This window comes from Halomonas cibimaris, from assembly GCF_039537045.1.
In the GTDB taxonomy this organism is placed as follows: domain Bacteria; phylum Pseudomonadota; class Gammaproteobacteria; order Pseudomonadales; family Halomonadaceae; genus Vreelandella; species Vreelandella cibimaris.
Map to the genome: position 1 here is coordinate 1 of NZ_BAAAZT010000069.1, position 26210 is coordinate 26210.

Sequence of the window (26210 nt, forward strand, 5' to 3'; positions counted from 1 at the left end):
TCTGATGGTCATGTTGCCTGCTGGGTGGGGGAGTCGAATGACGGTACTATGCCTGAAGGAACAGCGGGTTGGCGAGTCTCACCCGACGCCACCTGAATAGTTACTGCCGCTTTTTTGCGAGGCGTTGTCTTTGCAAGATTTATAGGTATAATCACGCGCGAAACACGCTAGATGGCTTTTCTCAAGGCGAGTCGTTTACCACCAACGCCCACCGCACAAGCAAAGCCACTCCCGCAATATGCAACGTCTTTTGATACGTCGACGTCAGGAGCCATCATGCTACGCACTGTCCTTCTCACGCTGTTTTTCGCCGCTACCCTTACGCTGGTCGGGCTCGCCCAGGCCCAGACGCACGCGCCGTCGCATACGCTGCAAGCAGAGGCCATGCAGCCCGTTTCAGGGACAGTGCAGTAACGCGGTTGCGGGTGTACGCGGATGTTTGCTTAATAAAGGCCGGCGCTAATGCGCCGGCCTTTTGCCGTGCGCTTTTGACGCAAGAAACGACGCAACATTGACCCAGACCAAGCTACCGAACGGACACTGCTATATAGTAGTATATAAAATACATCTTAGGCCGGGCATTGCCGGCCGCCGACCTGCGAGGTGATCCATGCCTGCCGTTCCCGAAACGTCCCGCACAACGCCCAGCGACGCCGATATTCCCACCCTGAACAAACAAGACCCCGGCCGCGGCGCTGCCGTTATCGTTTACTGGCTGCTGCTGGGCAGCATCATGGCGGTGATTACCGCGCCCATCGGCGCGCTGGTCGCGCATCTGAAATATCGCCAGGCCGCGCCCTGGGTGCAAAGCCACCTGCAGTTTCAGCTGCGCACCTTCTGGCTGGGCGTGCTCGCCGGCGCAGTCTTTGCCGCTGTCTGGCAGCTGCTGGGGATGGTCGGCGTTTCGCCGCTCGGGCCCTGGGCCATGGGCTACGCCTTTTTTACCGCCTGCTTTATCTGGCTGATCGGACGCTGCGGCGTGGGCGCGGCACGGCTGATGACCAATCGGCCGATTCCGAACCCCAAAAGCCCGGCCTTTGGCGGCCGCGACGCCGCGCCGGCGGACTCATGAGTGAAAGCGACTCTACCCCGCATCGCGCCGAGATAGCGGCGGATGCTGACCTGCCCAACCCGGGCTGGGGGCCGCTGTCGGCGCTGCCGGGCAACCCCTTGATGTGGGTGCTGATTTTAAGCGAGCTGGCGGTATTCATGGCGTTTTTCGTGCTCTATATCAGCGAGCGCGCCGCCCAGCTCACCCTGTTCGATGCCTCCCAGCAGCAGCTGAACCCGCTAATGGGCGGGCTCAACACCATGGTGCTTTTGACCAGCGGGCTGCTGGTCGCCTTCGCCGTAGAGGCCGTGGCGGCCGGCAACGTGCGCCGCACCCGCCAGTGGCTGGCCGGCGCGGCCGGGCTCGGGGTGGTATTCGGCGCCATCAAGGTGCTGGAATACGCCGGCAAGTTTGCCGGCGGCATCACCCCTGAGACCAATACGTTTTTCGGCTTTTACTACGGGCTGACGGCCTTTCACTTCGCCCATGTGCTGTTCGGGCTGGTGCTTTTGGGGCTGGTGAGCTGGAAAACCAGCGTGGAAAACGTCGAGACCGCCGCGGCTTTCTGGCACATGGTGGATCTGATCTGGATTTTACTCTACCCGCTTTTGTATCTGCTGCGCTGAGCGGCTGCCTCACTTCAAAGGAGATTTCTCATGGTAACGCTGCCCGGCAAACGCCGCCTGCTGATCACCTGGGGCACGCTCATGGCGCTGACGGTGGTCTCTATGGTCTCGGCGCGGCTGGATCAAAACGGCTGGCAGGCGCTGCCGTTGTGGTCGGCAGCGCTGGTGGTGCTGGTGACCGGCTTCAAGGCCCAGCAGGTGATGATGGTGTATCTCAACCTGCGCCAGTCCAGCGGTGCCTGGAAAGGCGCTTTTGTCGGCATCATCACACTGACGCTATTGCTGATTAGCGCGGGCTATCTCTACGCCCGCCTGACGTAAGCAGGCTCTGGCGCTCAGCGCGCCGGCAGCCGAGCCCAGTGCTCCAGCCGGCGGCCCAGCCGCATCAGGGCGTACACCGCCACGGGCATGATCAGCATCAGCGCAATACCCCAGTCGCGATTGTTGATCAGCCACACCAGCGGCAGCATCACCGCTAGCGCCGCGGCGAACCAGACAAGCAGCGCCAGATACAGGCGCGGCTTGTTAAACGACTCTCCCCACGAAGTTCCCATCGCAGCTTCTCCTTTCAGCGCCGTCAGGTGGCAATAATCTGGCGATAAATGCCCGGCAGCGCCAGCGACAGGTGCTCCGGGCGCTCAACAATGGCATAGCCGCCGCGGCCGAACAGGCGCGGGATGTACTGGCCGGCCTGGCGGTCGATGGTCACGCCGAACACGCGCACCTCTTCGCGCCGGGCTTCCAGCACCGCCTTGCGGGTATCTTCAATGCCGTAGCGGCCTTCGTAGTAGTCGTTGTCGTTGGGCTTGCCGTCGGTGAGCATCAGCAGCAGCCGGTGGCGATTGGGCCGCTTGGCAAGCTCGGCGGTCAGATGGCGAATCGCCGGGCCCATGCGCGTGTAGCTGCCGGGCTTGAGCGCCGAGATGCGCCGGGTGACCCGCTCGCCCATGGGCTCGTCAAAGCTTTTTAGCGTATTGACGAAAACCTTGTGGCGCCGCTGGGAGGTAAAGCTGTGAATGGCATAGTCGTCGCCGCAGCCGGCCAGGCCGTGGCCCAGCACCAAAAGCGCTTCCTTGGCCACGTCCAGCACGCGCCGGTCGTCCAGCCAGGCTTCGGTGGAAAGCGAGACGTCCACCAGAATCGACACCGCCAGATCCCGGGCCTGGGTGCGGCTGTCGATGTACAGCCTATCGCTTGACTCGCCGGTGGCGGCAAAGTCGCAGCGCGCGCGAATCACCGCGTCCATGTCCAAATCGCTGCCGTCGAGCTGGCCGCGCAGCAGCTCGCGCCTGGGCCTTAGCGCCTCGAACTCGCGGCGCACCCGGCGGATGCGCCGGCGGGTCAGCGCGTCCGGCGTCCAGTCTTCGCCCTCTTCGCTTTGCTCTTCGCTGTGCACCACGCAGTGCTCGGGCAGATACGCCTGCTTGCGGTGGTTCCACTCCGGATAGACGTGGCGCCCTTTCAGCCGGCCGCCGGCGGCCTCGTCCGGCGCCAGGTCAAGGTCGAGTTTGAGCTTGGACGCCGCCTTTTTACGGTTCGGCGAGAGCACGATTTCTTCCATCTGGTCGGCGGCCTGGCGGGCGTCTTCGTCCTCGTCGTCCACATCGCGGTTGAGATTGACCATCTCCGCCCAGGAGAGCATTTTTTCCGAAGCGTTGAGCATGAAAGGATCGTCGCGGTCGGCCTGGTCCTGCTCGCGGCGGTCAGCCTGGCGTTTGCCCTGATCGTCCTCGTCTTCATGGCGGGTCTTGAGCTCGGCGCCGTCGTCGTCCTCTACGGCGTCTTCCTCGGCGCTGCGGGTGCCGATGGAGACGCCGTAGCCCCACAGCGGCACCGGCAGCGGCGGGCGATACCCCTGGGGCGCGCGAAATTCATCCAGCGCGGCGTGAGGGTCGCGAATGGCCTGCTGCAGCGCAAGCGCCAGCCCGCTTTGCGGGTCCGGCGCGCCCAGCTCGGCGCACAGCGCGGTTTCCAGCGCTGCCTCGACCGGGGGCAGGCGCCGGCGAGCCGGGCGAACGGCCAGAAGCGCGGCACACAGCGCCATATAGCGGTCTTGTAAACCGGGAAAGCGCTCCAGCGCCGCCCGCCAGCTGCGCCGGGCTTCGCGCAGCCGGCACACGTCGGCCTGCAGCGGGTCTGCCGGCAGCGAGATCGGGCGCACCTCGGCCAGATAGGCGGTAAGCCACAGGTACAGATCGCGGTTCAGCGCCGCTTCGGGAAACAGCGCCAGCCGCGGCGGCAGCAGCAGGTGCTCTTCGTCCCGCCGGGCCTGGTCAAGGGCTTCTTCATCCAGCCCTAGCCGCTGGCGCAGGCTGAGCCGATGGCGCGAGGCGCGCCGCTTGATCGCGGCTATCTCAACGCCGGCATCGCCGCCGGCGGCGCGGAAGAACACGCCAAGCAAGGCCTGCACGTCGTCAAGCGTCACCGCCGCATCGGGGTAGTCCGGGTAGCTTTCCGCCCGGGACGCCCAGCGGTGCCAGTGGCGACCGACAAACTCCTCAACCTCAAGAAAATCCAGCATGGCGGCCTCCCGCAGGTGCGTAAAAAACGTGGATGCGTCGATGCGTCAACGGTGTCAGCCGAACGTGGCGTGCACGGCTTCCATCAGCCCTTCTTGCACATCAATATCGTCGGTCAGCGGCTCGACGATGGTTGCCCGGGCGGCGTCCACAATGGGCATGCCGGCGCGAATCAGGGTGGCGCAGTAGACCAAAAGACGGGTGGAAATGCCCTCTTCCAGATCCTGGCCTTTCATGCCGCGCAAACTTGCCGCAAGGTTGACCAGCGCCGCGCAGCGCTCAGCGGGCAGGCCGCTTTCCCGGGCGACGATGTCGCGCTCCACCGCCGGCGGCGGAAAGTCAAACGACATGGCGACAAAGCGCTGGCGGGTGCTGGGCTTGAGGGATTTGAGAATATGTTGATAGCCGGGGTTGTACGACACCACCAGCATGAAGTCGTCCGGCGCTTCGAGCAGCTCGCCGGTACGCTCCAGCGGCAGCACGCGGCGGTCGTCGGTGAGCGGGTGCAGCACGACGGTCACGTCCTTGCGTGCCTCGACCACTTCGTCGAGGTAGCAGATGCCGCCTTCGCGCACCGCGCGGGTCAGCGGCCCGTCCACCCAGCGGGTTTCGCCGCCCTGGAGCAGATAGCGCCCGGTCAAATCGGCGGCGGTCAGGTCGTCGTGACACGATACCGTATGCAGCGGCTTGCCAAGCTTGGCCGCCATGTGGCTGATAAAGCGGGTCTTGCCGCAGCCCGTAGGCCCTTTGAGCAAAAGCGGCAAACGCTGGGCAAAGGCCTGCTCGAACATCTCGGTTTCGTTGCCCACGTTCTGGTAGTACGGCACGGCGGCGTCCGCGTCGGAGGCAGCCGCGCTAGAGGCGGTCACGGTGGATAAAGCCATGAAACACTCCCGGTAAAAAAAGAATACGGCCCGGTAAAAAAGAATTCGGCAGAGTAAAGCGTCAACAAAGCACGGATAGAAAAGGCCCCGCGTGCGGGGCCGATGTGTCTCAGGCGTTGTCAGTGCCGGCTGTCATTTGGGTGCCGCCTACGGGCAGCTGGACGCGCCGCGGGCCGAAAAAGGAGTAGAGCAGCAGTCCCGCGCCAACGGCCACGGCGATGCCGGTACCCAGGCGCATGGCATAGAACAGCCCCAGCTGGTCCTGCACTTCCATATAGTTCATGCCCAGCACGCGCTGCAGGTGGGTCTGCACCACACCGGCAAAGGTCAGCGTGAAGGTCATAAAGCACATAGCCCCGGTTGTGATCCAAAAGCCCCACATGTTCATCACCTGGTTATACGGCTGGCTGCGACGCAGCGACGGCATGGCAAAGGTCATCACGCCGAGGATGATCATCACATAGGCGCCGTAGAACGCCAGGTGGCCGTGAGCCGCGGTCACCTGGGTGCCGTGGCTGTAGTAGTTGACCCAGTGCAGAGTGTGCATAAAGCCCCACACGCCGGCGCCGAAGAACGCCACCGTCGGGCAGCCCAGCGTCCACAGCATGGCGGCCTTGTTGGGGTGGTTGCGACGGCCTTTCCAGAACATGGTAAAGGCGAACATCACCATGGTGAAAAACGGTGCAACCTCAAGCGTGGAGAAAATGCTGCCGATGGGCTGCCAGTAGCTCGGCGCGCCGATCCAGTAGTAGTGGTGGCCGGTACCCAAAAGCCCCGAGAACAGCGCCAGACCGACGATGACGTAGAGCCATTTTTCGATCACCTCGCGGTCCACGCCGGTCATCTTGATCACCAGATAGCCCAGCAGCGAGGCCATGATCAGCTCCCACACGCCTTCTACCCACAGGTGCACCACCCACCACCAGTAGAGCTTGTCCACGGCGAGGTTGGTGGGGTTGTAAAAGGCGAACAGCCAGAAGACCGCGGCCAGCCACAGACCCAGCATCAGCACCATGTTGATCGCGGTCTTGCGGCCCTTGGCCAGCGTCGCGCTGGTGTTGAACAAAAACAGCAGAAAAGAAATGGTGATCAGCACCTTGATCCAGAACGGCTGCTCCAGGAACTCGCGCCCTTCGTGGATGCCGAACTGATAGCCCACCAGTGCGGCGGCACCGGCAAAGGCAAAAATGCCCAGCTGGATATAGGCAAGCCCGGGACTGGCGATTTCACGCTCGGCCTCTTCGGGCATCAGGTAGTAGGTACAGCCCATAAAGCCGATCAAAAGCCACACGATCAGCAGGTTGGTATGGCTCACCCGCATGATGTTGAACGGCATGAAGCTTGCCATGAAGTCCGGCCAGACATAGACCGTGGCGGCCAGCAGTCCGAAAACGATCTGCAGGGCGAATAGCGCCATGGCGACCATGAAGAACGGTAGCGCCACCTTTTGCGTTTCGTATTTCATTGAGGTGTTCTCCTTGGGTTAGCCGGCCGGATGCGGCGGCCAGTCTTGGGCGTCGATACCGTCGGTCCATTCGAGAAAATCGATCAGCGCGCTCATTTCCTCGTCGCTGAAGTCGTAAGCCGGCATCTGCCGGCGTCCCGGCACGTTGAGCGGCTGCGCGCGAATCCAGGCTTCAAGGCCGGTGCGTGCGGCCTCGGCGCTTTCATGCCCGCCGTAGCGTTCCCAGACGTTGGACAGCTCCGGGGCGAAGTAGGCGCCTTCGCCCATGATGCTGTGGCAGTTGATGCACATGTTCTTTTCCCACACCTCTTTGCCGTGCTTGACCGATTCGGTCAGCCCGGCGCTGTCGGTGGAAACGTTCACCATGTACCAGTGGCTGTGCACGGTCAGCGCCGTGAACAGCAGAAAAAAGAACAGCGACCCGCCATAGAAAATATTGCGGGCCGCCGATCTGGTGAGTCCTTCGGCCATGAGTCATCCCCCTTTGCTCGCCCGGCCGATGACGACGGTCGCCGGCCTGCGGTTTTATAAGATGCACTTTTAATGCATCTTTATTGTAACGCATACGCCTTTGAGAAAACGTTGATAAAGGTCAAAAAGGCGTGATAAATCGCCGCATCAGCGGCGAATATAAAGCGGCACGCGGTCGTAGCCGCCGGCAGGATAGCGCGCGCGCACTGCCGGATCATCGTCTACCAGGCGGATTTCCCGCGTGGCACCGATCAGCGCCCGGAGAAAATACACCAGCTCCATGCGCGCCAGCGGTGCACCGGGGCAAACGTGCACGCCGGCACCGTACAGCAAATTGCGCTTGGGGTCACGGTCGAGGCGCACCTGGTCGGGCTCGGGGAAAACGTCCGGGTCGCGGTTGGCCGCCCCCCACAGAATCGTCAGCCGCTCGCCCTGCTCGATCTTGCGCCCGCCGACCTCCACCGGGCAGGTGGCAATGCGCCGGTTGGACATCAGCGGCGCGTCCAGGCGCAGAATTTCGTCGATCAGCTCAGAGACGATCTCCGGCTCGTCGCGCAGGCGCTGCTGCCAGTCCGGATTGGCGGCGAGAAAGCGCATCAAAATGCCGATGCTCGCGGAAATGGTACCCAGCTCCCCCACCGTCCAGTTGCGCATCAGGCTGACCAGCTCTTCATCGGTGAGCGGGCGGCCGTCGACGGTTTCGTTCATCAAGCGCGTGGTCACGTCGTCCGGCGGCGTGTCCATATTGCGGCGCACGTCCAAACGCTCGCGAATCACCCCGTCAAACTCCAGCGCCAGCTCGCCCAGCGCTTCGCGATCGCCGGCAAGCGTTGCCGCCTGCTGGCGCTTGACCCAGTCGCGCAGGGGCTCATGCAGGCTTGCCGGCCAGCCCATGAAGGCGCACTGAATTTCCAGCGCAAAATCCTGGCCCATAGCGGCCATGGCTTCGACCTTGCCGTCATGCGGCAGGCGGTCGACCACGCCTTCGGCAATGGCTCGGCAGCGGGGCGAGAATTCGTCCATGGCTTCTCTGTTGAAATAGGGCTCGATGATGCGGCGAAACTTGGTGTGCTCCGGCGGATCCATGGCGTTGGGCACTGACAGGTGCCGGCTGGCGGCGTTGCTGAAAGTCGCATGATCCTGCAGCACGCGCATCACATCGGCGTGGCGCAGAAGCGACCACTGCAGATAGTCGCTGAACGCCACCGGGCAGCGGCTGCGCATGGCGTCATAGGCTTGAATCTGGTCGGCCTGTACCGCGTCGCTGCGCGGGTTCCAGTCGTTGTGGCGGGAGGGGTTCATGGTGTCTCCTGAGAAAAGATGAGCGATAGCGCGCAGGGAAACATGCCTCGGCTGGCGCGCGTACTGATACAGGTCAAAGCGGCTCTGGCTTGGCTCCGTCATCGGGCGGGCCAACGGGGCAAAAGGTATCCCGGAACCGGCGCAGCTCCGGCTGGTGCTGCGCGGCGATTGCGTGGGCCAGGTCAGCCCCGCGGGGCAGCAGATGGACTTCGCTGCGGCGGCGGTCCTCACGGCCGCGGGCACGCCTGACCAGGCCGGACTGCTCGCAGCGGTCCACCAGCATCACCGTGCCGTGGTGTTTGGCCTGAAGCCGCTCGGCAAGCTCACCGACCGTGGCCCACTGGCGGCCCTTGCCGGCCAGCAGGTGCAATAAAAGCTGATACTGCAGAGGCGTCACGCCGTAGCGGCGGCAGATATCTTCGCTGTGGCGCAGAAAACACCGCAGCTGATAGCGAAACGCCGATAGCTGCTGAAAATCCTGCGGGGAAAGAGAAACGTCACTCATGGCGCTGTCCGCGGTTGCCGCCCCGTACCTTGACAAACGTCCGGGGTCGGCCTAATGGTGAAACGTAAAACATCATACTATGATACTTTTCGCCGTCTGACGAGCGATCCCTTGTCACCCTCAACGTTTGCCATCCACCCTTGAGGACACCGCCATGAATCCCACTACCGTGATCAAACTTCCCTTCACGCGCCGGGCGGGCTGGAAAGAGCTGCAGCGCCGCCGGCCCTCCATTGCCAAGCTGGCGTTTGGCCTGGTGCTGCCCATGTCGCTGCTCCCGCCGGTGCTTTTGTATTACGCCGGCACCCACTACGGCGATGCCTTCACCGCCGGCTTTGGCGAGCGCGAATGGCGCTTTATCACCACCATTTTGTTTTTGTCCGAAATGCTGACGTTTTTCGTCATGGGCTGGCTGATTCATACGGTGGTCAATATCGCCGAGGACATGCGCATCGACTACCAGGACGCCTACCTGCTGGCCGCGCTGGCACCGCTGCCGCTGTGGTCGTCGGCCTTGGTGCTGCTCATCCCCAGCCTGCTGGTCAACGCGCTGGCCGTGCTGGTGGCGCTGGGCATTTCCTGCAGCCTGGTCTATCAGGGGCTCGGCGCGCTTTGCTCGCGCCAGGGCCAGGACATGACCACCCTATCGGCCACCTACACCGTCATGGCCGCCGGGGTGCTGGCCTGGGGGCTTTTGATGGCGATCGTCTGGGCCTATTGATCCACCGCAAAAGCCGCCAGGCAAGTATCAGCCAGGCCGCACTCCAGCACAGCGCCGCGCCCCACAGCGCGGCTTGGCCGCCGCTGACTCGCAGCGCCGCCGCGGCCGCAAACAGCAGCGCCAGCGGCATAAAGGCCGGCTCGTCTTCCGGGTGGGCTTTGGCCCGGCTAACCGCCTGGCGCAGCATCACCGAGCTTGACAACGTGCCCAGCGCACCCACAGTGACGGCGTGCAGCGCCGTACTGACCGGCATGGCCCCGGTCAGCGACAGCGCATACAGCCCAAGCCCTATGGCCAGCCAGGCGTAGCCCGCCATCAGCGCCAGCAAATCCGCCCGAGCCCGGCACTGCCAGGGCGCAAACCCCCACAGGCGACGGGCCACCAGCACGCCGGCCGCCAGCGCCAGCAGCGCGGCCGCATAGCGCCCCTGCGGCAGCCACAGCGTAAGTGGCAATACGCCCAGCAGCACAATCAGCGCCGCTTCGAGCCGGGGCTGCACCCCCGCACCGCTTTTGTTGAGCCGGCGCTTGAAGTAGCCGTTGACCGCCGGGGCAATCAGCCGCCCGCCCATGAACACCATGAGCAGCGCAAGCCACAGCACGCCGGCCTCAAGCAGCGAGTGCGCCGGCCAGCCGCTTTGGTGGCGCGCGGCCAGACTCGCCACGGCCACCAGGCAAATCAGCCCGATCAGCGGTGCCAGCACTTTATTGCGCCACTTTTTCGCGGCGAAAAAGCGCGGCACGACCCACCACGCCACCGCGGCGGCAAAAAGCGCATCGGCAAGGCTTGCCGCTACCAGCCAGCCGCCGCCCGCCGTGTCCAGCCGGCCGATAAGCCACAGTGCCACCAGCGCGGCCAAGCGCCTTGTGGCCAGCGGGCCCAGCAGATAGCCGGCGATCACCGCCAGGGCAAAGCCGAACAAAAGCTCCCGGGCGTGCCCGGCCGGCGTGGCCAGCGGCGCAGGCCAGGGCAGCATGCCGTACATTGCCGCAAGCGACAGCGGCACCAGCAGCGCGGCGTGGCAGGCCGCCAGCGGAAAAAACGCCTGCCACGCCGGCACGCGGTCGCGCCGGGCAGCAGAAAAAAAGCGAGAAACAGCGACTGATAACATGGCCACAAAATACGACGTTATCGGTCTTGATACCAGCGCCGGGCCGCGCTTGCCGGCACCGCACAAGTGGCTCAAAATGGCGTTTTACCCGGCGTTAACCCGCACGTTTTGATACGGCACGTTTCTAATACAGCGCTTTTCTAATACAGCACGTTTCCAATAAAGAGGTAGCTATGGCCGAAACGGCCCGACGCGTTTTGATTCTGGTGGTCAGCGGGCCGAGCACGCCGGCGCGCTGCGCGGCCCCCTTTCACATTGCCACGCTGCTGGCCTGCCTGGACGCCGAAGTGACGCTCTATCTGACCGGCGAAGCCGCCGAGCTTGCCCGCCCCGGCGTTGCCGAGGCGCTTTACGCCGAGCCCGACGGCGCGCCGGTGATGCATTTTCTGCGCCAGGCCAAAAAGGCCGGCGCAGGGCTTTACCTATGCCGCAAGCCGCCCGCGCCGGGCCGGGCACCGGCAACGCCCGAGACACTGCTCGACGAAGTTGACGGCTACGGCAGCGGCGGCGAGCTTGCAGCGATGATTCTGGAATATGACAAGGTGCTTTCCCTGTGAAACTTGACGGCTTGACGTTTCCCGACGACCGCCTGTACGCCCCGGAACACAGCCTGTGGCTACGCGAAGAGCCCGACGGGCAGATCACCCTGGGCCTGAGCGACTACGGCGTGGCGCTTTACGGCGCGATCTTTGCCTTTACCCCCAAGCGGGTAGGCCTGCGCATCGAGGCCGGACGCAGCTTCGGCGTAGTGGAATTTGCCAAGGCCGCAGCGGCGGCCAAAAGCCCGCTGGCCGGCGTTGTCAGCGCACACAACCCGCAGCTTGAAAAGCGCCCGGCGCTGATCCATCTGGACCCTTACGGCGAGGGCTGGATGATCCGCCTGACGCCAAACGACTGGCCCGCCGCCCGCGCCGGCCTGCTGGCCGGAGAACACGCCGTTGCCGCGTTTGAAAAACAAGCCGAATGCGACGGCTTCGACCCCGACGACACCAGCGTGCAGGCCTACCGGCGCGGAGGATAAATACGCACGCATTGCCGCCATCCACGCGGGCGGGCGCAAGGATCAAACAGAAAAAGCGAAAAAGAAGGGAGGCGAAAGAAGAAAGGCAAAGAAAAACGCGGAACGTAGCGGAAGAAAGGGGAAAAATGGCGGAAGGCAGTGGGAGTCGAACCCACCCAGGAGCGGCTGCCGCCCCCAACCGGATTTGAAGTCCGGCCGCACCACCGGATGCGATTGCCTTCCTCGATACGCGTCGCCGCCTATTTTAACGCGTTCTGACGCGCTGAACCATGCTGCTTTCCTCACGAATGCCGCGCAGGTTGCCAAATCGGCGCGTTATACCGATGCGATCAAGGTATTCCAACAGCTGCACACAGCGCTTGCGCCCCAGCCCCAGCCGATCGCGAAACGCCACGACGCTCAGCCCCGCATCGCTTTCGGCAAGCGCCATGGCCTCGGCCGCCAGCGCTTCGACGGCTGCGGCAGGATAAAACAGATCCCCCACCACCTGATGCAGCTCCCCCATGCGCGCCAGTTTGCGCAGCAGCGCGCGCACCCGGGCCTCGTCGACGTTTTCACGACGCGCCAGATCGCGCACCCAGGGCGGATTGTTACCGCCTGCCTCAAGCAGCGGCCACAGCCGCGCCTTGAGCGCTTCTTCCTCGGCGCTCAGGCGTATCCGATGCTCCGGCAGGTGCAGCCAGGGGCCGGAGGCGCGAATCGCGCCGGCCCCCAGCGCTTCATCCACCAGCGCGGTATACACCGCCGGCTCCAGATACGCCAGGCCGAAGCGGCGCAGCCGCGCCCGATCCGGCCCCGGCTCGTCGGGCTGCTGGGCGTGAAACGCTGCCAGCGCCGCCGTCAGCGCCTCGCCCAGCGCCTGCCAGCGCGCCCTGGCAAAAAGGCGCTCGCCGCGCCGGGTGCTCACCGAGCGCACCTCCGCGGGCAGACGCCGCAACGCCCCGGGATAGTTGTACTGGCGCACCAGCGCGTCAGGGGCAAGGCCGTTGCGCGCGGTTTGCAGCCGGGCCAGCAGCGTCGCCTCCAGCCCGCCGCCGGCCAGCAGCGCAAGCTCGGCCAGCCGCTCCGGGGTGCGCCGGCTTCTGGCGGGCGCCTGGGGGTCGAGCACGCGCCCGCCGCCCAGGGTAAACCAGGCCGACTGATCGCGCAGCACCACGGCGTCGCCGTGTACCGCATGGGTATAGCCTTCCAACACCAGCTGGGCCGGCCCTTCCTCGCCCGGCGCCAGCGTCTTGCCCGCCAGCAGCGCTACCCGGCCCATCAGCCGCTGGGCGCCGAGGTGGACGTGCACCGGCGTCCAGTGGGCCAGCGCTCGGGGCGCGTCTTCGAGCACTCGCAGCTGGATATCCAGCCGCCGACTCGTCCCCCGCAGGGCCTCGCCCACCAGCCAGCTGCCCCGGGGCAGGTGTTCGGGCCGCAGGCGCTCGCCGGCAAGATTGAGCGCCACGCGCTGCCCCGAGGTGGCCGTTTGTGCCGGGCGGTTCTGGGCGTGCAGGCCGCGTACCCGAAGCCTGCGCGCCCGGCCGTGCTCGTCTTCGCTCCACAGGCTGTCGCCGACGCTTATGCGCCCGGCCAGCGCCGTGCCGGTCACCACTACGCCGGCCCCGGCGACGCTGAAAGAGCGGTCCACCGAAAGGCGGAATTCGCCCTCATCGCTGCGCGCGGCTATCTCCCGGGCCTTTCGAGAAAGCGCCTCGCGCAGCGCATCGACGCCGTCGCCGGTGTGGCTTGACAGCGCAAAGCACGGCGCGTCCGAATAGCCGGTGGCGGCCAGCAGCCGGCGAACGTCGGCTTCGACGGCCTCGCTGCGGGCGGCATCAACGCGGTCGGTCTTGGTCAGCACCACCCACAACCGGGTAATACCCAGTAGCCCGAGAATGGCCAAGTGTTCCCGGGTCTGCGGCATCACGCCGTCGTCGGCGGCGACCACCAGCAGCGCGATATCCACACCCCCGGCGCCGGCCAGCATGTTGTGGATAAATTTTTCATGCCCCGGTACGTCGATAAAGCCAAGCGTGGTGTCGGCGTCCAGCGCCGCGTAGCGGTAGCCAAGATCAATGGTCATGCCGCGCTCGCGCTCTTCCCGGCGGTGGTCGCCGCCGGCCCCGGTCAGGGCGGCAAGCAGCGCCGTCTTGCCGTGGTCAATGTGTCCGGCGGTAGCCACGATCATGCGTTATCGGCTCCTTTTCTGGCAGGGTGCGGCGCTTTCTCCGCGGTCAGCTGGGCGATAAACGCCGCTTCGTCATCCAGCTGGCGCAGGTCGAGCCACAGCGCCCCGGCTTCGATGCGGCCCACCACCGGAATCGGCAGGCCGCGAAGCGAGTCCGCAAGCGCGGCCAGCTTGCCGCCGGCGTCTCGCCGGGGGCCGTTCGGCGTCAGGCACAGCGCGGCGCTGGGCAGCCGCGCCACCGGCTGGGCGCCGCTGCCGATCATGCCCTGGGCATCGGTAACGTCTACCTGCCAGCCCTCTCCCAGCCAGCCGGCCAGCCGCGGCGCCAGGCGTTCGGCCTGGGCGCGGATGGCCTCCGCCGGCCGGGCCAGCAGCGCAAGCGTGGTCAGGCGCTCGGCCAGCCGATCAGGGTCGCGGTAGAGCCCGAGCACGGCTTCCAGCGCGGCCAGGGTCAGCTTGTCCACCCGCAGCGCGCGCTTGAGCGGGTGGCGCTTGATGCGCTCGATCAGCTCGCGCCGGCCCACGATCACCCCGGCCTGGGGGCCGCCGAGCAGTTTGTCGCCGCTGAAGGTCACCACGTCGGCGCCGGCGGAAAGCGAGTCCTGTACCAGCGGCTCTCGGGGCAGGCCGTAATGCGACAGATCCACCAGGCTTCCGCTGCCCAGGTCTTCCACCAGCGGCACGCCCTGGCTCCGAGCCAGCCGTGCCAGCTCCTCGGTGGGCACGCTGGCGGTAAAGCCTTCGATGCGGTAGTTGCTGGGATGCACCCGGGCGATCAGCCCGGTCTGCTCGCCCAGGGCATTGGCGTAGTCGTGCGGGTGGGTGCGATTGGTGGTGCCCACTTCGCGCAGGGTAACGCCGGCCTGTTCCATGATATCGGGAATGCGAAAGGCGCCGCCGATTTCCACCAGCTCGCCCCGGGAAATGACGCCTTCGCGCCCGGCGCCCAGGGCGGTGAGCGCAAGCAGCACCGCGGCGGCGTTGTTGTTGACCACGGTGGCCGCTTCGGCGCCGGTGAGCTCGCACAGCAGCGGCTCGACCAGGCTGTCGCGGTCGCCGCGCCGGCCGTCGGCGAGGTCAAACTCCAGGTTGAGCGGGTAGCGCGCCGCCTGCACCACCGCTTCAACGGCGGCGTCAGGCAGCAGCGCGCGGCCCAGATTGGTATGCAGCACGGTACCGCTGAGGTTGAAAAGGCGCTGCACCCGGGGGCGCTGGCGGGCCTCAAGCCGGCGCGCCAGCGCCTCGACCAGCGCGGGAAGTTCCACGGCTTCCGCCGTTAGCGCGCCGCGGCGAAAAGCATCGCCCAAGGCGGCAAGCTCGCTTCGGGCCGCGTCGCGCACCGCCTGACGGCCAAAGCGTGCCTCAAGCTCGGCTGTGCCGTCAGCGCCCAGCAGGCGATCCACCGCCGGCGGGCGCAGCCCGGGCGGTGCACTCATGATGTTTCCTGGCCGCCGGGAATCAGCAGCAGATTGGGCGCGCGCCGCCGGTAGCCCTGCTCGTCCAGGCGCAGGTCCAGATCCAGGCTCGCAAGGTCTGCAGATACTACTTCGCCTTCCGGCGCCTGCTCCAGATACAGCTGCTTGAGATAGGTGTGACACTCCGGGCAGGCCTCGGCCTTCACGCCGTAGGGGGCATCGTCGAAGTGCAGGTAGTCAAGCTCTTTGGTGCTCAGGCAGTGGCTGCACTTGAGGCGCACGTAGTGCCACTCGGTGGCGCACAGCGAGCACATCAGGTAGCGCACGCCGTCGATGGGGCGGCGATGGCGAATCACCCCGGCCACGGGCAGCGAGCCGCAGCAGGGGCACAGCGTCTGGTCTTCGCGCTCGCGAATTCTGTCGGCGTCGACCTCGCCAAGCCAGTAGCGCCAGGCCAGCTGCAGCGCCGCGCCGAGAAAAGGCGCCAGCGCTGCGGGCACATCGCCAAAGCGCCCGCCCAGCAGCGCCTGCGCCCAGGCCTTGCGCGTTTCACCGTCGGCGTCGCGCAGCGCGGCAAGCGCCTCGCTCACCGCAGCGGCGGGTGTGGGCTGCTCGGCGGCAAAGGCGTCGAGCCAGGCGTCCAGCAGCGTTTGCCAGCCGGCGGTTTGCACCAGGGTATCCACCGCCAGCGGCGGCATGTCGTGGTGATACGCGGCGTCCAGGTCGCCGGCGGCAAGCGCCGGCACGTCGGGCGGGGCGTCCAGCACCTGCTGCTGGGCCCGGGCCACGCGCGCCATAAGCGCCAGATACTCGCCCATGGCGTGGCCGTCGGCCAGCTTTTCCAGCCGTTCGGCGCGAAAGCGAAACTGCCCGTCCGGCGGCAGCTGAACAAAAGGTGGCGTGGTGGCCGAGGCTTCAATCTGGCCCGGCTCAAGAATGGGGGAAGACACAGCGGCCCTCCTTGTCAGTTCGGCATGCGGATTACGCCCCGCCGCCGGCACGGTGGCCGGCGGCGGGGCGTAGCGTTTCAGCGCGCGTTATTTGCGCATTTTTTCATCGTGCCACAGCGGGTGGTGCTTGCGCGCCCAGGCCTGGCTGACCTTGCCGTGCAGCATCGCGCCGACCGAGCCCTTGACCCAGATGGCCGCATAGATGTGCACGATAATGGTCGTGACCAGCACAAAGGCGGCAAAGGCGTGAAGCAGGCTGGCAAAGCGAATCAGCCCCACGGCAAAGGCGCCGCTGAAGTACTCGCGCCAGATCACGATGCCGGTCAGCAGCAGCACCGCAAGGCTTCCCACCAGCACCCAGAACAGAAGCTTCTGGCCGGCGTTGTACTTGCCCACTTTTGGCAGCTTGTCGTCGCGCTTGGCGAGCACGTCGCGCCAGCGGGAAAGCCACTGGCGGTCCCGGCTGTGAATGCGGTTGCGCCCGGCGAAACGCCAGGCCATCAGCGCAAACAGCACGCTCATCGCCACGCCGATAAAGGGGTGGAGAATCCGCGTCCAGGGGCCGCCGCCGAACAGGTGGCTAAGCCAGAACAGCGCCGGGTGAAACAGCGCCAGCCCGGAAAGCGCCGCCAGCACGAACAGCAGTGCGACCGCCCAGTGGTTGCTGCGCTCGTTGGCCGTATATCGCTGGATATCCCGTTTCATGTCAGTGCCCTCCTCGGTCGGCGTCGTGGCGTTTGTCACGCTCGCCGGCCGGCGGCGGCGTCACGTCGTCCACGTCATCTTCCTCGACGCGGTTGGGGCCTACGCGCACGTAGTGGAAGAACCCGGCCAGCGCCGTGGCGCCCATGGCCAGCATCGCCAGCGGCTTGGTCAGCCCTTTCCAGGCGCCGACCATCGGGCTGATGCTCGGGTCCCGGGGCAAGCCGCTGTAAAGGCCCGGCCTGTCGGCGTGGTGCAGCACATACATGACGTGGGTGCCGCCCACGCCGGCCGGATCGTAAAGGCCGGCGTTGTCGAACCCGCGCGACTGCAGATCGGCAATGCGCCCGTCGGCGTGCTCTTTCATGTCGTCTTTGGAACCAAAGACGATAGCGCCGGTGGGGCAGGTTTTCACACAGGCCGGCTCCAGGCCCACGCTTACCCGGTCAGAACACAGGGTGCACTTGTAGGCCTTGTTGTCCTTCTCGGAAAGGCGCGGCACATCAAACGGGCAGCCGGTGATGCAGTAGCCGCAGCCGATGCAGTTGTCCTGGTTGAAATCCACGATGCCGTTGGCGTACTGGATGATCGCGCCGGGGCTCGGGCAGGCCTCCAGGCAGCCCGGCTCGACGCAGTGCATGCAGCCGTCCTTGCGGATCAGCCACTCCAGATCGCCCTTTTCGGTTTCGTGCTCGGCAAAGCGCATCACCGTCCAGGAATCGGCGGTGAGGTCGTCGGGGTTATCGTACACCCCGACGGTGCTGCCGATCTCGTCGCGCACTTCGTTCCACTCCATGCACGCCACCTGGCAGGCCTTGCAGCCGATGCACACCGAGGTATCGATGAGCTTGGCCACGTCCAGCTGCTCGCGCACCGAGGGGCTGGGCGTGGTGGTGGCCGAACGCGCGATAACGTCTTGAGTCGCCATATCAAACCCTCTCCACGTTCACCAGGAACGACTTGAACTCCGGCGTCTGGGTGTTCCCGTCGCCCACGAAGGGGGTCAGGGTGTTGGTGACGTAGCCGTTCTTGGCCAGCCCCACATAGCCCCAGTGCAGCGGAATGCCCACGTGGTGCACGGTTTTGCCGTCGACCTCCAGCGGCTTGATGCGCTTGGTGACCACCGCCACCGCCTCGATATAGCCGCGGTTGGACGATACCCGCACCCGGTCGCCGGCCTTGATGCCGAGCTCGTTGCCCATGGCCTCGCCGATTTCCACAAACTGCTGGGGCTGCATGATCGCATTGATCCGGCAGTGCTTGGTCCAGAAGTGGAAGTGCTCGGTGAGCCGGTAGGTGGTGGCCGCATGGGGGAACTCCTCGGCGCTGCCGAATAGCTCCATGTCGTTGCGGAACACCCGCGCGGCGGGGTTGCTGGTCACTTCCGGCCTGTCCGGGTTCAGCGGGTTGCGCCCGATGGGCGTTTCAAACGGCTCGTAGTGCTCGGGGAAAGGCCCTTCGGCCATGTTGTCCCGGGCAAAGAAGCGCGCCACGCCTTCAGGGTTCATGATAAACGGGCTGACGTCCTCTTCCGGCGCCGAGTTCACGGGGAAGTCCGGCACGTCGGTGCCCGTCCACTTGCTGCCGTCCCACCACACCAGCGGCTTGTTCTTGCTGTCCCAGGGCTTGCCGGCGACGTCGGCCGAGGCGCGGTTGTAGAGAATCCGGCGGTTGGCCGGCCACGACCAGGCCCAGCCCAGCGTCTGGCCCATGTTGTAGGGGTCGGCGTTATCGCGCCGCGCCATCTGGTTGCCTTGCTCGGTCCAAGCCCCGCAGAACAGCCAGCAGCCGCTGGCGGTAGAGCCGTCGGCGCGCAGCTGGCCGAAACCTGCCAGCTGCTTGCCGGCGCTCACCTCAACTTCGCCGCTGTCGGCGTTGCGCACATCTTCAATGGCGTAGCCGTTGAACTCCCGGGCCACTTCATCCGGCGACGGCTCGTCGGGGCGCTTGTAGGACCAGTCCAGGTTCAGGATCGGGTCAGGGAAGGCGCCGCCCTCACGCTGGTACAGATCGCGCAGGCGATGGAACATCCCGCCCATGATGGTGATGTCCGGCCGCGCCTCGCCCGGGGGCTCGCCGCCCTTCCAGTGCCACTGCAGCCAGCGCCCGCTGTTGACCAGCGAGCCGTCTTCTTCGGCAAAGCAGGTCGTGGGCAGGCGAAACACCGTGGTCTGGATGTTGGCGGTATCAACGTCGTTGTACTCGTCAACGTTTTTCCAGAACTCGGAAGTTTCGGTCATCAGCGGGTCCATCACCACCAGGTAGTTCAGCCGCGACAGCGCCGCGCTGATCTTGGCCTTGTTGGGGAAGGAGCCGATAGGGTTGAAGCCCTGGCAGAAATAGCCGTTGACCTTGCCTTCGTACATCATGTCGAAGAACTTGAGCACGTCGTAAAGCGGCTCGTCGAGCTTGGGCAGCCAGTCAAAGCCCCAGTTGTTGTCTTGGGTCACGGCATCGCCGTACCAGGCCTTCATCAGGCTGACGTGGAAGCTTTCGTAGTTCTGCCAGTAGGACACCTGCCCGGGGCGCAACGCCTGCGGCGCACGCTTGGCAATGTAGTCCTCGTAGCTCTGCTCTTCATCCCGCGGCAGGGTCATGTAGCCCGGCAGCAGGTTGGAAAGCAGCCCCAGGTCGGTCAGCCCCTGAATGTTGGAGTGGCCGCGCAGGGCGTTGACCCCGCCTCCGGGCATGCCGATGTTGCCCAGCAGCAGCTGCAGCATCGCACCGGCGCGAATCATCTGCGAGCCTACCGAGTGCTGCGTCCAGCCCAGCGCATAGAGGATGGTCATGGTCTTTCCGGGCACTGAGGTGCCGGCAATTTCATCCCACACTTCCAGCATGCGCTCGATCGGCGTACCGCAGATGCGGCTGACCATCTCCGGGGTGTAGCGGCTGTAGTGCTTTTTCATCAGCTGATACACGCAGCGCGGGTGCTCAAGCGACATGTCCACCCGGGCATAGCCCGCGTCGTCAAGCTCGTAGTCCCAGGCGCTTTTGTCCGGATAGGTGCGCTTATCGGCGTCGTAGTCGTTGAACAGACCGTCTTCAAAGGTAAAGCCGCGCTTTACGATAAACGGCATATCGGTGTAGTTACGCACGTATTCGTGCTGGATACGCTCGTGTTCCATCAGGTAATGGATCAGCCCGCCCAAAAAGGCGATGTCCGTTCCGGTACGAATCGGCGCGTAGGTATCCGCCACCGAGGCGGTCCGGGTAAAGCGCGGATCCACCACCAGCAGCTTGGCCTGGTTGTGCGCCTTGGCCTCGGTCACCCACTTGAAGCCGCAGGGGTGGGCCTCAGCGGCGTTGCCGCCCATTACCAGCACCAGGTTGGCGTTTTTGATGTCGCACCAGTGGTTTGTCATGGCACCACGGCCAAACGTCGGGGCAAGACCTGCCACCGTCGGGCCGTGTCAAACGCGCGCCTGGTTATCGAACCCCAGAATCCCCAGCGAGCGCACCACCTTGTGGGTCATGTAGCCGGCTTCGTTGGACGAGGCGGAAGCCGCCAGAAAGCCCGTGGAAAGCCAGCGGTTGACGGTGTCGCCGCTGTCGTTTTTTTCCACGAAGTTGGCGTCGCGATCGTCCTTGACCAGCCGGGCGATGCGATTCAGCGCCTCGTCCCAGCTGATGCGCTTCCACTCGTTGCTGCCCGGCTCGCGCACCTGCGGGTAGTGCAGGCGGTTGGGGCTCTGGATGAAGTCGACAAGCCCGGCGCCCTTGGGGCACAGCGTGCCGCGGTTGACCGGATGGTCGGCGTCGCCTTCAACGTGGAAGATATCCTGGCTGACGTTCTTGCCGCCGCTGCCGCGGCTGTAGAGAATAATGCCGCAGCCGACAGAGCAGTAAGGGCAGGTATTGCGCGCTTCCTTGGTGTTGGCCAGTTTGAAATGGCGGATCGACTCGGCATAGGCCGGCTCCGGCGCCATGCCCAGCGCGGCAAGGCTGGACGCCCCGATCCCCGCACCGCAAAACTTGAAAAATTCCCGACGATTCATTTCCATCGCGGACTCTCCTCTCGTTGCTTCCGATCTATCGGGCCCTGGCCGCCCTCTTGGTGGAGCTTGGGCGCAGCGGCCATCGGATATGGCAACCGTCATTGCCAGCATGGCGCACCCTGCCGGCATGAACATGAAAATAGGGGCCGCGCGGGCGGCCCTGCTGGTTTGCACATTCAGTTTAGCATGCGCTAACGGCTCACACATCGTCCTTCCACGCCTGCGTCTTATGCCTTGGTCGTAAGGAATGCACGTTTTATCCGCCTGGCACGGCTGCGCTTGCAACTCGCCGGCCGCCGTGTTAGCTTCGCTATATACTCTACTATATAACGGTATGTTCTCTTTATGTGCACCGCGACTTCGCTTTCTTCTCCGCCTCTTTCCTTGCCCAAACCGCTGCGTCTGGCAGTCGCCCTCGCGGCGCTGGGCCTGGCCGGCGCCGCCCAGGCGGGCACCCTGCACGTCGCCGCTGCGGCCTCCATGACCGACGCCATGAACGAAGCCATTGAAACCTACACCGCCGAGCACGACGACGTGGATATCGTGCCGGTGTACGCCTCTTCCTCGACCCTGGCCCGCCAAATTGCCAGCGGCTCCCCGGCCGAGGTTTACGTCTCCGCCAACCAAAAGTGGATGGACTGGCTCGAAGACGAAGGCGTCAACGTGGAGCAGCGTGTCGACCTTTTGCAAAACCGCCTGGCGCTGGTCGCCCCGGCAAACGAAGCCGGCGGCGACTTCACCCCCGGCGAAAGCGGCAAGCTTGCCGGCCTGCTGGATGACGGCGAGCGGCTGGCCGTGGGCGACCCGGACCACGTCCCCGCCGGCATCTACGCCAGGCAGGCATTTGAAGCCCTTGGCGAGTGGGATGCCCTCGCGCCGCGGCTGGCCCGGGCAAGCGATGTACGCAGCGCTCTTGCCCTGGTCGAGCGCGGCGAAACCCCCGCCGGCGTGGTCTACCAGACCGATGCCCGGGCCAGCGACGGCGTTACCACCCTGGGGCTTTTTCCGCTGGCTACCCACGACGCCATCGTCTACCCGGCAGCCGTCATTGACGCTGAGGATAGCGACGAGGCGTCAGCCTTCCGCGCCTGGCTGGAAGGCGACGAGGCGGTCGGCATCTTCGAGGGTTACGGTTTTGCCTCGGCCCTTGATCGGTAAGGATACGACATGCTCTCAGCGGCAGAATGGGACGCCATCCAGCTCAGCCTGCGCATCGCGCTAAGCGCGGTGGGCTGGATTCTGATCCCCGGCATTGCCGTGGCCTGGCTGCTGGCCCGGCGGGAGTTTCGCGGCAAGGCGCTGCTGGACGGTATCGTCCACCTGCCGCTGGTGCTGCCGCCGGTGGTGATCGGCTACCTGCTGCTGGTCTCCATGGGCCGGCGCGGCGTGATCGGCCAGTGGCTCCACGAGCTCGCCGGCATATCCCTGCCCTTTACCTGGCAGGGGGCCGCCGTGGCCAGCGGCGTGATGGCGTTTCCGCTGTTTGTCCGCGCGGTGCGCCTTTCCCTGGAGGCGGTGGATCCCAAGCTTGAGGCCGCGGCCTACACCCTGGGCGCAAGCAAATGGCGGATTTTTCTCACCGTCACTCTGCCGCTATCGATCCCCGGGCTGGTGACCGGCACCATGCTGGCCTTTGCCCGAGCGCTATCCGAGTTTGGCGCCACCATCACCTTTGCCTCCAACATTCCCGGCGAAACCCGCACCCTGCCGCTGGCGCTGTACAGCCTGATACAGACGCCGGGGCAGGAAGCCGCCGCCGCGCGGCTGTGCGTGATTGCGGTGGTGATCGCCATGGTCTCGCTGGTGGCGTCCGAGTGGCTTTCGCGCAACGCCCGCCGGCGGATGAGCGAGCGCGACGGCCAGGAGGCGGCGCCATGACGACGACCGGACTTCAGATCAGCGTTGAAAAGCGCCAGGGGCGCTTTACCCTGGACGCCGACCTCGCGCTTCCCGACCGTGGCGTCAGCGCCCTGTTCGGCGCCTCGGGCAGCGGCAAGACCACCCTGCTGCGGCTGATTGCCGGGCTGGACAGGCCCGATGCCGGCCACGTCACGCTTGGCGCCCGAACGCTGGCGGACACCCCCAGCGGAACATTTCTCCCGCCCAGCCAGCGCCGCATCGGCGTGGTATTTCAGGAACCCCGGCTCTTCCCCCACTACCGGGTGCGCAAAAACCTCACCTACGGCATGCCGGCACAGGCTCGCCCGCGCTTTGACGCCATCGTCAGGCTTCTCGGCATCGAGCACCTGCTCGCGCGCATGCCGGGTACGCTCTCCGGCGGCGAGGCCCAGCGGGTATCTATCGGCCGGGCGCTGTTGACCGATCCGCAGCTGTTGCTCATGGACGAGCCGCTTTCGGGGCTTGACGGCGTGCGCAAGCAGGAGCTTTTGCACTTTATCCTCACGCTGGTGCGCGACGTGAATATCCCCGTCGTCTACATCAGCCACGACCCGGCCGAAATCACCGCCATTGCCGACCACCTGGTGGTGCTGGAAAACGGCGGCGTACTGGCAAGCGGCGCGCTGGAAGACGTGCTGCTGCGGGTGGACCTCACGCGCCAGCTGGGCGGCTTCGATGCCGCCTCCCTGCTCGACGTCAGCGTGGTCGGTCACGACATTGACTACGGCCTGACCGAGCTTGCCGTGGACAGCGAGCGCCGCCTTCAGGTGCCGCTACACGACGCGCCGGTGGGCTCTCGCCTGCGCCTGCGCATTCCCGCCCGGGACGTGGCGCTGGCGCTCACCGCTCCGACAAGCACCAGCTATCGCAACCGCCTCTCGGCCCGAGTGCAAGCCGTCACCCCGCTCCCCGACGACGCCACCGCCGTCGAAGTAGTGCTGGCGCTTGGCGAGCAGCGCCTGCGCGCCCGGCTGACGCGCAAGTCCCGGGACGAGCTGGGCCTGGCAGAGGGCCAGGCGGTCACCGCGCTGATCCGAAGCGTCGCCTTTGATACGCGCTGACGATAGGCTTGGTGACTCTTTTCGTTTGCTTTCCTCTGCCAGGAGGCTGCCATGGCGGATTCTTCCGCTCACCAACACATTGCTCCGCTCACCCTCGACGGCCAGCTGTGGCTCAACGCCGGCGAGCAGCGCCTGGCCAGCCACGGCCGCATGCGTCTGCTGGCCGCCATCGCCGAGACCGGCTCGATTTCCGCCGCCGCCCGGGCCATCAAGATGAGCTACAAGGCCGCCTGGGACGCCGTGGACCAGATGAACAACCTCGCCGGCGAGGCGCTGGTTGAGCGCAGCGCCGGCGGCAGGGGCGGCGGCACCACCCGCCTGACCGCCGCCGGAAGCCGGCTAATCGAAGACTTCAACGCCCTCGACGCCCTGCACCGGGACTTCGTCGAACGACTCAACCGCGAGGCCGAAAGCCTCAGCGACAACCTGCCACTGTTAAGGAAACTCAGCATGAAAAGCAGCGCACGCAACCAGTTCAGCGGTACCGTCTCCGCTATCCGCCAGGGCGCGGTCAACGACGAGGTCGAGCTGACCCTGCCCGGCGGCCAGCGGCTTGTCGCCGTGATCACCCAGGAGAGCGCGGCCTCCCTTGGCCTGGCCGAAGGCAGCGAGGCGTTCGCGCTGATCAAGGCGTCATCGGTGATTATTGCGGTGGAGACCGAGGGCGCCAGCCTGTCCGCGCGCAACTGCCTGGCCGGCACCGTGGAGCGCCTGGTCCCCGGCGCGGTAAACAGCGAGGTGGTGCTGGCCCTTGACGGCGGCGAGCGCCTGGCGGCGATCATCACCCGCGAAAGCGTCGAGCATCTGGGCCTTGCCGAAGGCTCTCCGGCCAGCGCGCTGTTCAAGGCCTCGAGCGTGATTGTCGGCACCCGCTAAGCGGCGCAGCGCTTTACCCCCTGCCCGGTCGCTGAGCAAACGCCGGCGGCCGGCGTCATTTAGCCATGTCGAATAATATTGAATATCATTTGCCTCATGCGGTAACGTGCGCAAACATTCCGACTCGCATACCGAGGACACGTCGCATGAACCGACACCCGCTCGCTGCCGTTGTTTCGCTTGCCGCCCTGATGCCGCTGGCCGCCCAGGCCGCCAACGACGCCACGCCTGACGCGGTCATCGCGAACTACGCCGATATCGCCCACGCCACCTACGAGGACTCGCTGACCGCGGCGCAAACGCTCAACGAGCGCATCGATGCGCTGCTGGAAAACCCCACCGCCGAGACTCTGGCCGCTGCCCAGCAGGCCTGGCTCGAGGCGCGGGTGCCCTATCAGCAGTCCGAAGTGTTCCGTTTCGGCAACGCCATCGTTGACGACTGGGAAGGCCAGCTCAACGCCTGGCCGCTGGATGAGGGCATGATCGACTACGTCGAGACCGACGACTACCAGCACGAGCTGGGCAGCGACGGCGCCACTGCCAACATCGTCGCCAACGACACCATCACCGTGGGCGGCCGCGACATCGACGTCAGCGAGCTGACCCCCGAGGTGCTGGCCGACCTCAACGAGATCGGCGGCTCCGAGGCCAACGTGGCCACCGGCTACCACGCCATCGAGTTTCTGCTCTGGGGCCAGGATCTCAACGGCTTTGACGCCGGCAACGGCGACCGCCCGGCGAGCGACTACGCCGCCGGCGACGACTGCACCCACGGCCACTGCGGCCGCCGCGGCGAGTACCTCGACGCCGTGTCCGACCTGCTGGTCGACGACCTTGCGTGGATGACCGAGCAGTGGGCCGAGAGCCAGGACGACAACTACCGCGCCGAGCTGCTCTCTGAAAGCGACGAGGAAGGCCTGCGCCGCATCCTCTTCGGCATGGGCTCGCTGTCCCTTGGCGAGCTTGCCGGCGAGCGCATGAAGGTGGCGCTCGAAGCCAACTCCTTCGAGGACGAGCACGACTGCTTCAGCGACAACACCCACAACTCGCACTACTTCAACGGCCAGGGCATTCAGAACGTCTACACCGGCATCTACGAGCGCACCGACGGCAGCGTCGTTTCCGGCCCGGCCATCGCCGACCTGGTGGAACAGGAAAACCCCGAGCTTGCCACCACCCTGCGCGGCCAGCTGGAAACCACCATGGACAAGCTTGGCATGATCAAGCAGGCCGCCGAGGCCGAAAGCTCGCCCATGGCCTTTGACATGATGATCGCCCCGGGCAACGACAAAGGCAGTGCGATGATCAACGACGCCATTCTCGCGCTGGTGGCCCAGACCGCCTCGCTTGAAAAGGCCGCCGGCACGCTTGGCATCACCTCGCTGCAGCCCGACACCGCCGGGCACAGCTTCTAAGCATCCGCCGCCCAGGCTGAACGTTGAACAACCGCCCTATGGCCCGGC

At 65.6% G+C, this 26210-nt stretch carries 27 protein-coding genes and 1 tRNA gene; 12 read left to right on the plus strand and 16 right to left on the minus strand.

From position 1 onward, the window contains the following. The first annotated feature begins 276 nt into the window (after positions 1 to 276). From ABD654_RS07670 to ABD654_RS07685, 4 genes are all read left to right on the plus strand, one after another. Positions 277 to 414 (plus strand): hypothetical protein, encoded by a 138-nt coding sequence (locus ABD654_RS07670; protein ID WP_344703911.1) that lies wholly within the window; start codon positions 277 to 279, stop codon positions 412 to 414. 196 nt (positions 415 to 610) lie between these two features. Next, positions 611 to 1072, plus strand: a complete 462-nt coding sequence (locus ABD654_RS07675; RefSeq protein WP_344703913.1) for a DUF4870 family protein — start codon at positions 611 to 613, stop codon at positions 1070 to 1072. Then, the gene (locus ABD654_RS07680) at positions 1069 to 1677 is read left to right on the plus strand and encodes a cytochrome c oxidase subunit 3 (RefSeq protein WP_344703915.1); all 609 of its coding nucleotides are present in this window, start codon (positions 1069 to 1071) and stop codon (positions 1675 to 1677) included. The genes ABD654_RS07675 and ABD654_RS07680 overlap by 4 nt, the downstream gene beginning before the upstream one ends. Before the next feature lie 30 nt (positions 1678 to 1707). Then, positions 1708 to 1998: a cytochrome C oxidase subunit IV family protein gene (locus tag ABD654_RS07685; RefSeq protein ID WP_344703917.1), complete on the plus strand. Its 291-nt coding sequence runs from the start codon at positions 1708 to 1710 to the stop codon at positions 1996 to 1998. Positions 1999 to 2012: 14 nt separating this feature from the next. Here ABD654_RS07685 and ABD654_RS07690 read toward each other — a convergent pair whose 3' ends face one another. From ABD654_RS07690 to ABD654_RS07720, 7 genes are all read right to left on the minus strand, one after another. Then, positions 2013 to 2231, minus strand: a complete 219-nt coding sequence (locus ABD654_RS07690; protein WP_344703919.1) for a hypothetical protein — start codon at positions 2229 to 2231, stop codon at positions 2013 to 2015. A 23-nt stretch (positions 2232 to 2254) separates the two neighbouring features. After that, the gene (locus ABD654_RS07695) at positions 2255 to 4198 is read right to left on the minus strand and encodes a nitric oxide reductase activation protein NorD (RefSeq protein ID WP_344703921.1); all 1944 of its coding nucleotides are present in this window, start codon (positions 4196 to 4198) and stop codon (positions 2255 to 2257) included. A gap of 54 nt (positions 4199 to 4252) precedes the next feature. Beyond that, the gene (locus ABD654_RS07700) at positions 4253 to 5080 is read right to left on the minus strand and encodes a CbbQ/NirQ/NorQ/GpvN family protein (protein WP_344703923.1); all 828 of its coding nucleotides are present in this window, start codon (positions 5078 to 5080) and stop codon (positions 4253 to 4255) included. A gap of 109 nt (positions 5081 to 5189) precedes the next feature. Continuing rightward, on the minus strand, positions 5190 to 6545 hold the full coding sequence (locus ABD654_RS07705) for a cbb3-type cytochrome c oxidase subunit I (RefSeq protein ID WP_344703925.1): 1356 nt from the start codon (positions 6543 to 6545) through the stop codon (positions 5190 to 5192). Between the two features lie 18 nt (positions 6546 to 6563). Next, a complete protein-coding gene (locus tag ABD654_RS07710; protein ID WP_344703927.1) occupies positions 6564 to 7016 on the minus strand; it encodes a c-type cytochrome in 453 nt (150 codons plus the stop codon). Between the two features lie 147 nt (positions 7017 to 7163). After that, a complete protein-coding gene (locus tag ABD654_RS07715; RefSeq protein ID WP_344703929.1) occupies positions 7164 to 8318 on the minus strand; it encodes a cytochrome P450 in 1155 nt (384 codons plus the stop codon). 73 nt (positions 8319 to 8391) lie between these two features. Further along, the gene (locus tag ABD654_RS07720) at positions 8392 to 8823 is read right to left on the minus strand and encodes a MarR family transcriptional regulator (protein WP_344703931.1); all 432 of its coding nucleotides are present in this window, start codon (positions 8821 to 8823) and stop codon (positions 8392 to 8394) included. Positions 8824 to 8977: 154 nt separating this feature from the next. Here ABD654_RS07720 and ABD654_RS07725 point away from each other — a divergent pair, with 154 nt between their 5' ends. Further along, the gene (locus ABD654_RS07725; RefSeq protein WP_344703933.1) at positions 8978 to 9544 is read left to right on the plus strand and encodes a YIP1 family protein; all 567 of its coding nucleotides are present in this window, start codon (positions 8978 to 8980) and stop codon (positions 9542 to 9544) included. On the opposite strand, the gene ABD654_RS07730 is transcribed toward ABD654_RS07725, so the two are convergent. Next, complete coding sequence (locus ABD654_RS07730; RefSeq protein ID WP_344703935.1) at positions 9486 to 10655, minus strand: NnrS family protein; 1170 nt, start codon at positions 10653 to 10655, stop codon at positions 9486 to 9488. The genes ABD654_RS07725 and ABD654_RS07730 overlap by 59 nt on opposite strands. Positions 10656 to 10828: 173 nt before the next feature. On the opposite strand from ABD654_RS07730, the gene ABD654_RS07735 reads away from it, so the two are divergent. Together ABD654_RS07735 and ABD654_RS07740 are read left to right on the plus strand one after the other, a co-directional pair. Next, entirely contained in the window at positions 10829 to 11212 is a 384-nt protein-coding gene (locus ABD654_RS07735; protein ID WP_344703937.1) for a DsrE family protein, read from the plus strand. Beyond that, positions 11209 to 11676, plus strand: a complete 468-nt coding sequence (locus tag ABD654_RS07740) for a glycine cleavage system protein H (protein WP_344703939.1) — start codon at positions 11209 to 11211, stop codon at positions 11674 to 11676. Before ABD654_RS07735 ends, ABD654_RS07740 begins: the two co-directional genes overlap by 4 nt. A gap of 126 nt (positions 11677 to 11802) precedes the next feature. On the opposite strand, the gene ABD654_RS07745 is transcribed toward ABD654_RS07740, so the two are convergent. The 8 genes from ABD654_RS07745 to ABD654_RS12215 form a co-directional block, all read right to left on the minus strand. After that, positions 11803 to 11898, minus strand: a tRNA-Sec gene (locus tag ABD654_RS07745). 22 nt (positions 11899 to 11920) lie between these two features. Beyond that, complete coding sequence (selB, locus tag ABD654_RS07750) at positions 11921 to 13846, minus strand: selenocysteine-specific translation elongation factor (RefSeq protein WP_344703941.1); 1926 nt, start codon at positions 13844 to 13846, stop codon at positions 11921 to 11923. Then, positions 13843 to 15282, minus strand: coding sequence for an L-seryl-tRNA(Sec) selenium transferase (gene selA / locus ABD654_RS07755; protein WP_344703943.1), 1440 nt, complete (start codon positions 15280 to 15282; stop codon positions 13843 to 13845). Before selA ends, selB begins: the two co-directional genes overlap by 4 nt. After that, positions 15279 to 16211, minus strand: a complete 933-nt coding sequence (gene fdhE, locus ABD654_RS07760) for a formate dehydrogenase accessory protein FdhE (protein WP_344703945.1) — start codon at positions 16209 to 16211, stop codon at positions 15279 to 15281. The genes selA and fdhE overlap by 4 nt, the downstream gene beginning before the upstream one ends. An 87-nt stretch (positions 16212 to 16298) precedes the next feature. Next, entirely contained in the window at positions 16299 to 16916 is a 618-nt protein-coding gene (locus ABD654_RS07765) for a formate dehydrogenase subunit gamma (RefSeq protein WP_344703947.1), read from the minus strand. A 1-nt stretch (position 16917) separates the two neighbouring features. Next, a complete protein-coding gene (gene fdxH / locus ABD654_RS07770) occupies positions 16918 to 17841 on the minus strand; it encodes a formate dehydrogenase subunit beta (RefSeq protein WP_344703949.1) in 924 nt (307 codons plus the stop codon). Position 17842: 1 nt separating this feature from the next. Further along, positions 17843 to 20278, minus strand: a complete 2436-nt coding sequence (fdnG, locus tag ABD654_RS07775; protein ID WP_464387739.1) for a formate dehydrogenase-N subunit alpha — start codon at positions 20276 to 20278, stop codon at positions 17843 to 17845. A 48-nt stretch (positions 20279 to 20326) separates the two neighbouring features. After that, positions 20327 to 20917: a molybdopterin-dependent oxidoreductase gene (locus ABD654_RS12215; RefSeq protein WP_464387740.1), complete on the minus strand. Its 591-nt coding sequence runs from the start codon at positions 20915 to 20917 to the stop codon at positions 20327 to 20329. Positions 20918 to 21256: 339 nt separating this feature from the next. Between ABD654_RS12215 and modA the strand changes: the two genes are divergently transcribed. The 5 genes from modA to ABD654_RS07800 all read left to right on the plus strand — a co-directional run bounded on the left by modA (position 21257) and on the right by ABD654_RS07800 (position 26162). Beyond that, complete coding sequence (modA, locus tag ABD654_RS07780) at positions 21257 to 22069, plus strand: molybdate ABC transporter substrate-binding protein (protein WP_344703953.1); 813 nt, start codon at positions 21257 to 21259, stop codon at positions 22067 to 22069. 9 nt (positions 22070 to 22078) lie between these two features. Beyond that, complete coding sequence (gene modB / locus ABD654_RS07785; protein ID WP_311883261.1) at positions 22079 to 22789, plus strand: molybdate ABC transporter permease subunit; 711 nt, start codon at positions 22079 to 22081, stop codon at positions 22787 to 22789. Next, a complete protein-coding gene (gene modC / locus ABD654_RS07790; RefSeq protein ID WP_344703959.1) occupies positions 22786 to 23871 on the plus strand; it encodes a molybdenum ABC transporter ATP-binding protein in 1086 nt (361 codons plus the stop codon). The genes modB and modC overlap by 4 nt, the downstream gene beginning before the upstream one ends. 51 nt (positions 23872 to 23922) lie before the next feature. After that, positions 23923 to 24747, plus strand: coding sequence for a TOBE domain-containing protein (locus ABD654_RS07795; RefSeq protein WP_344703961.1), 825 nt, complete (start codon positions 23923 to 23925; stop codon positions 24745 to 24747). A gap of 146 nt (positions 24748 to 24893) precedes the next feature. Beyond that, complete coding sequence (locus tag ABD654_RS07800) at positions 24894 to 26162, plus strand: imelysin family protein (RefSeq protein WP_344703964.1); 1269 nt, start codon at positions 24894 to 24896, stop codon at positions 26160 to 26162. Positions 26163 to 26210: the final 48 nt, after the last annotated feature.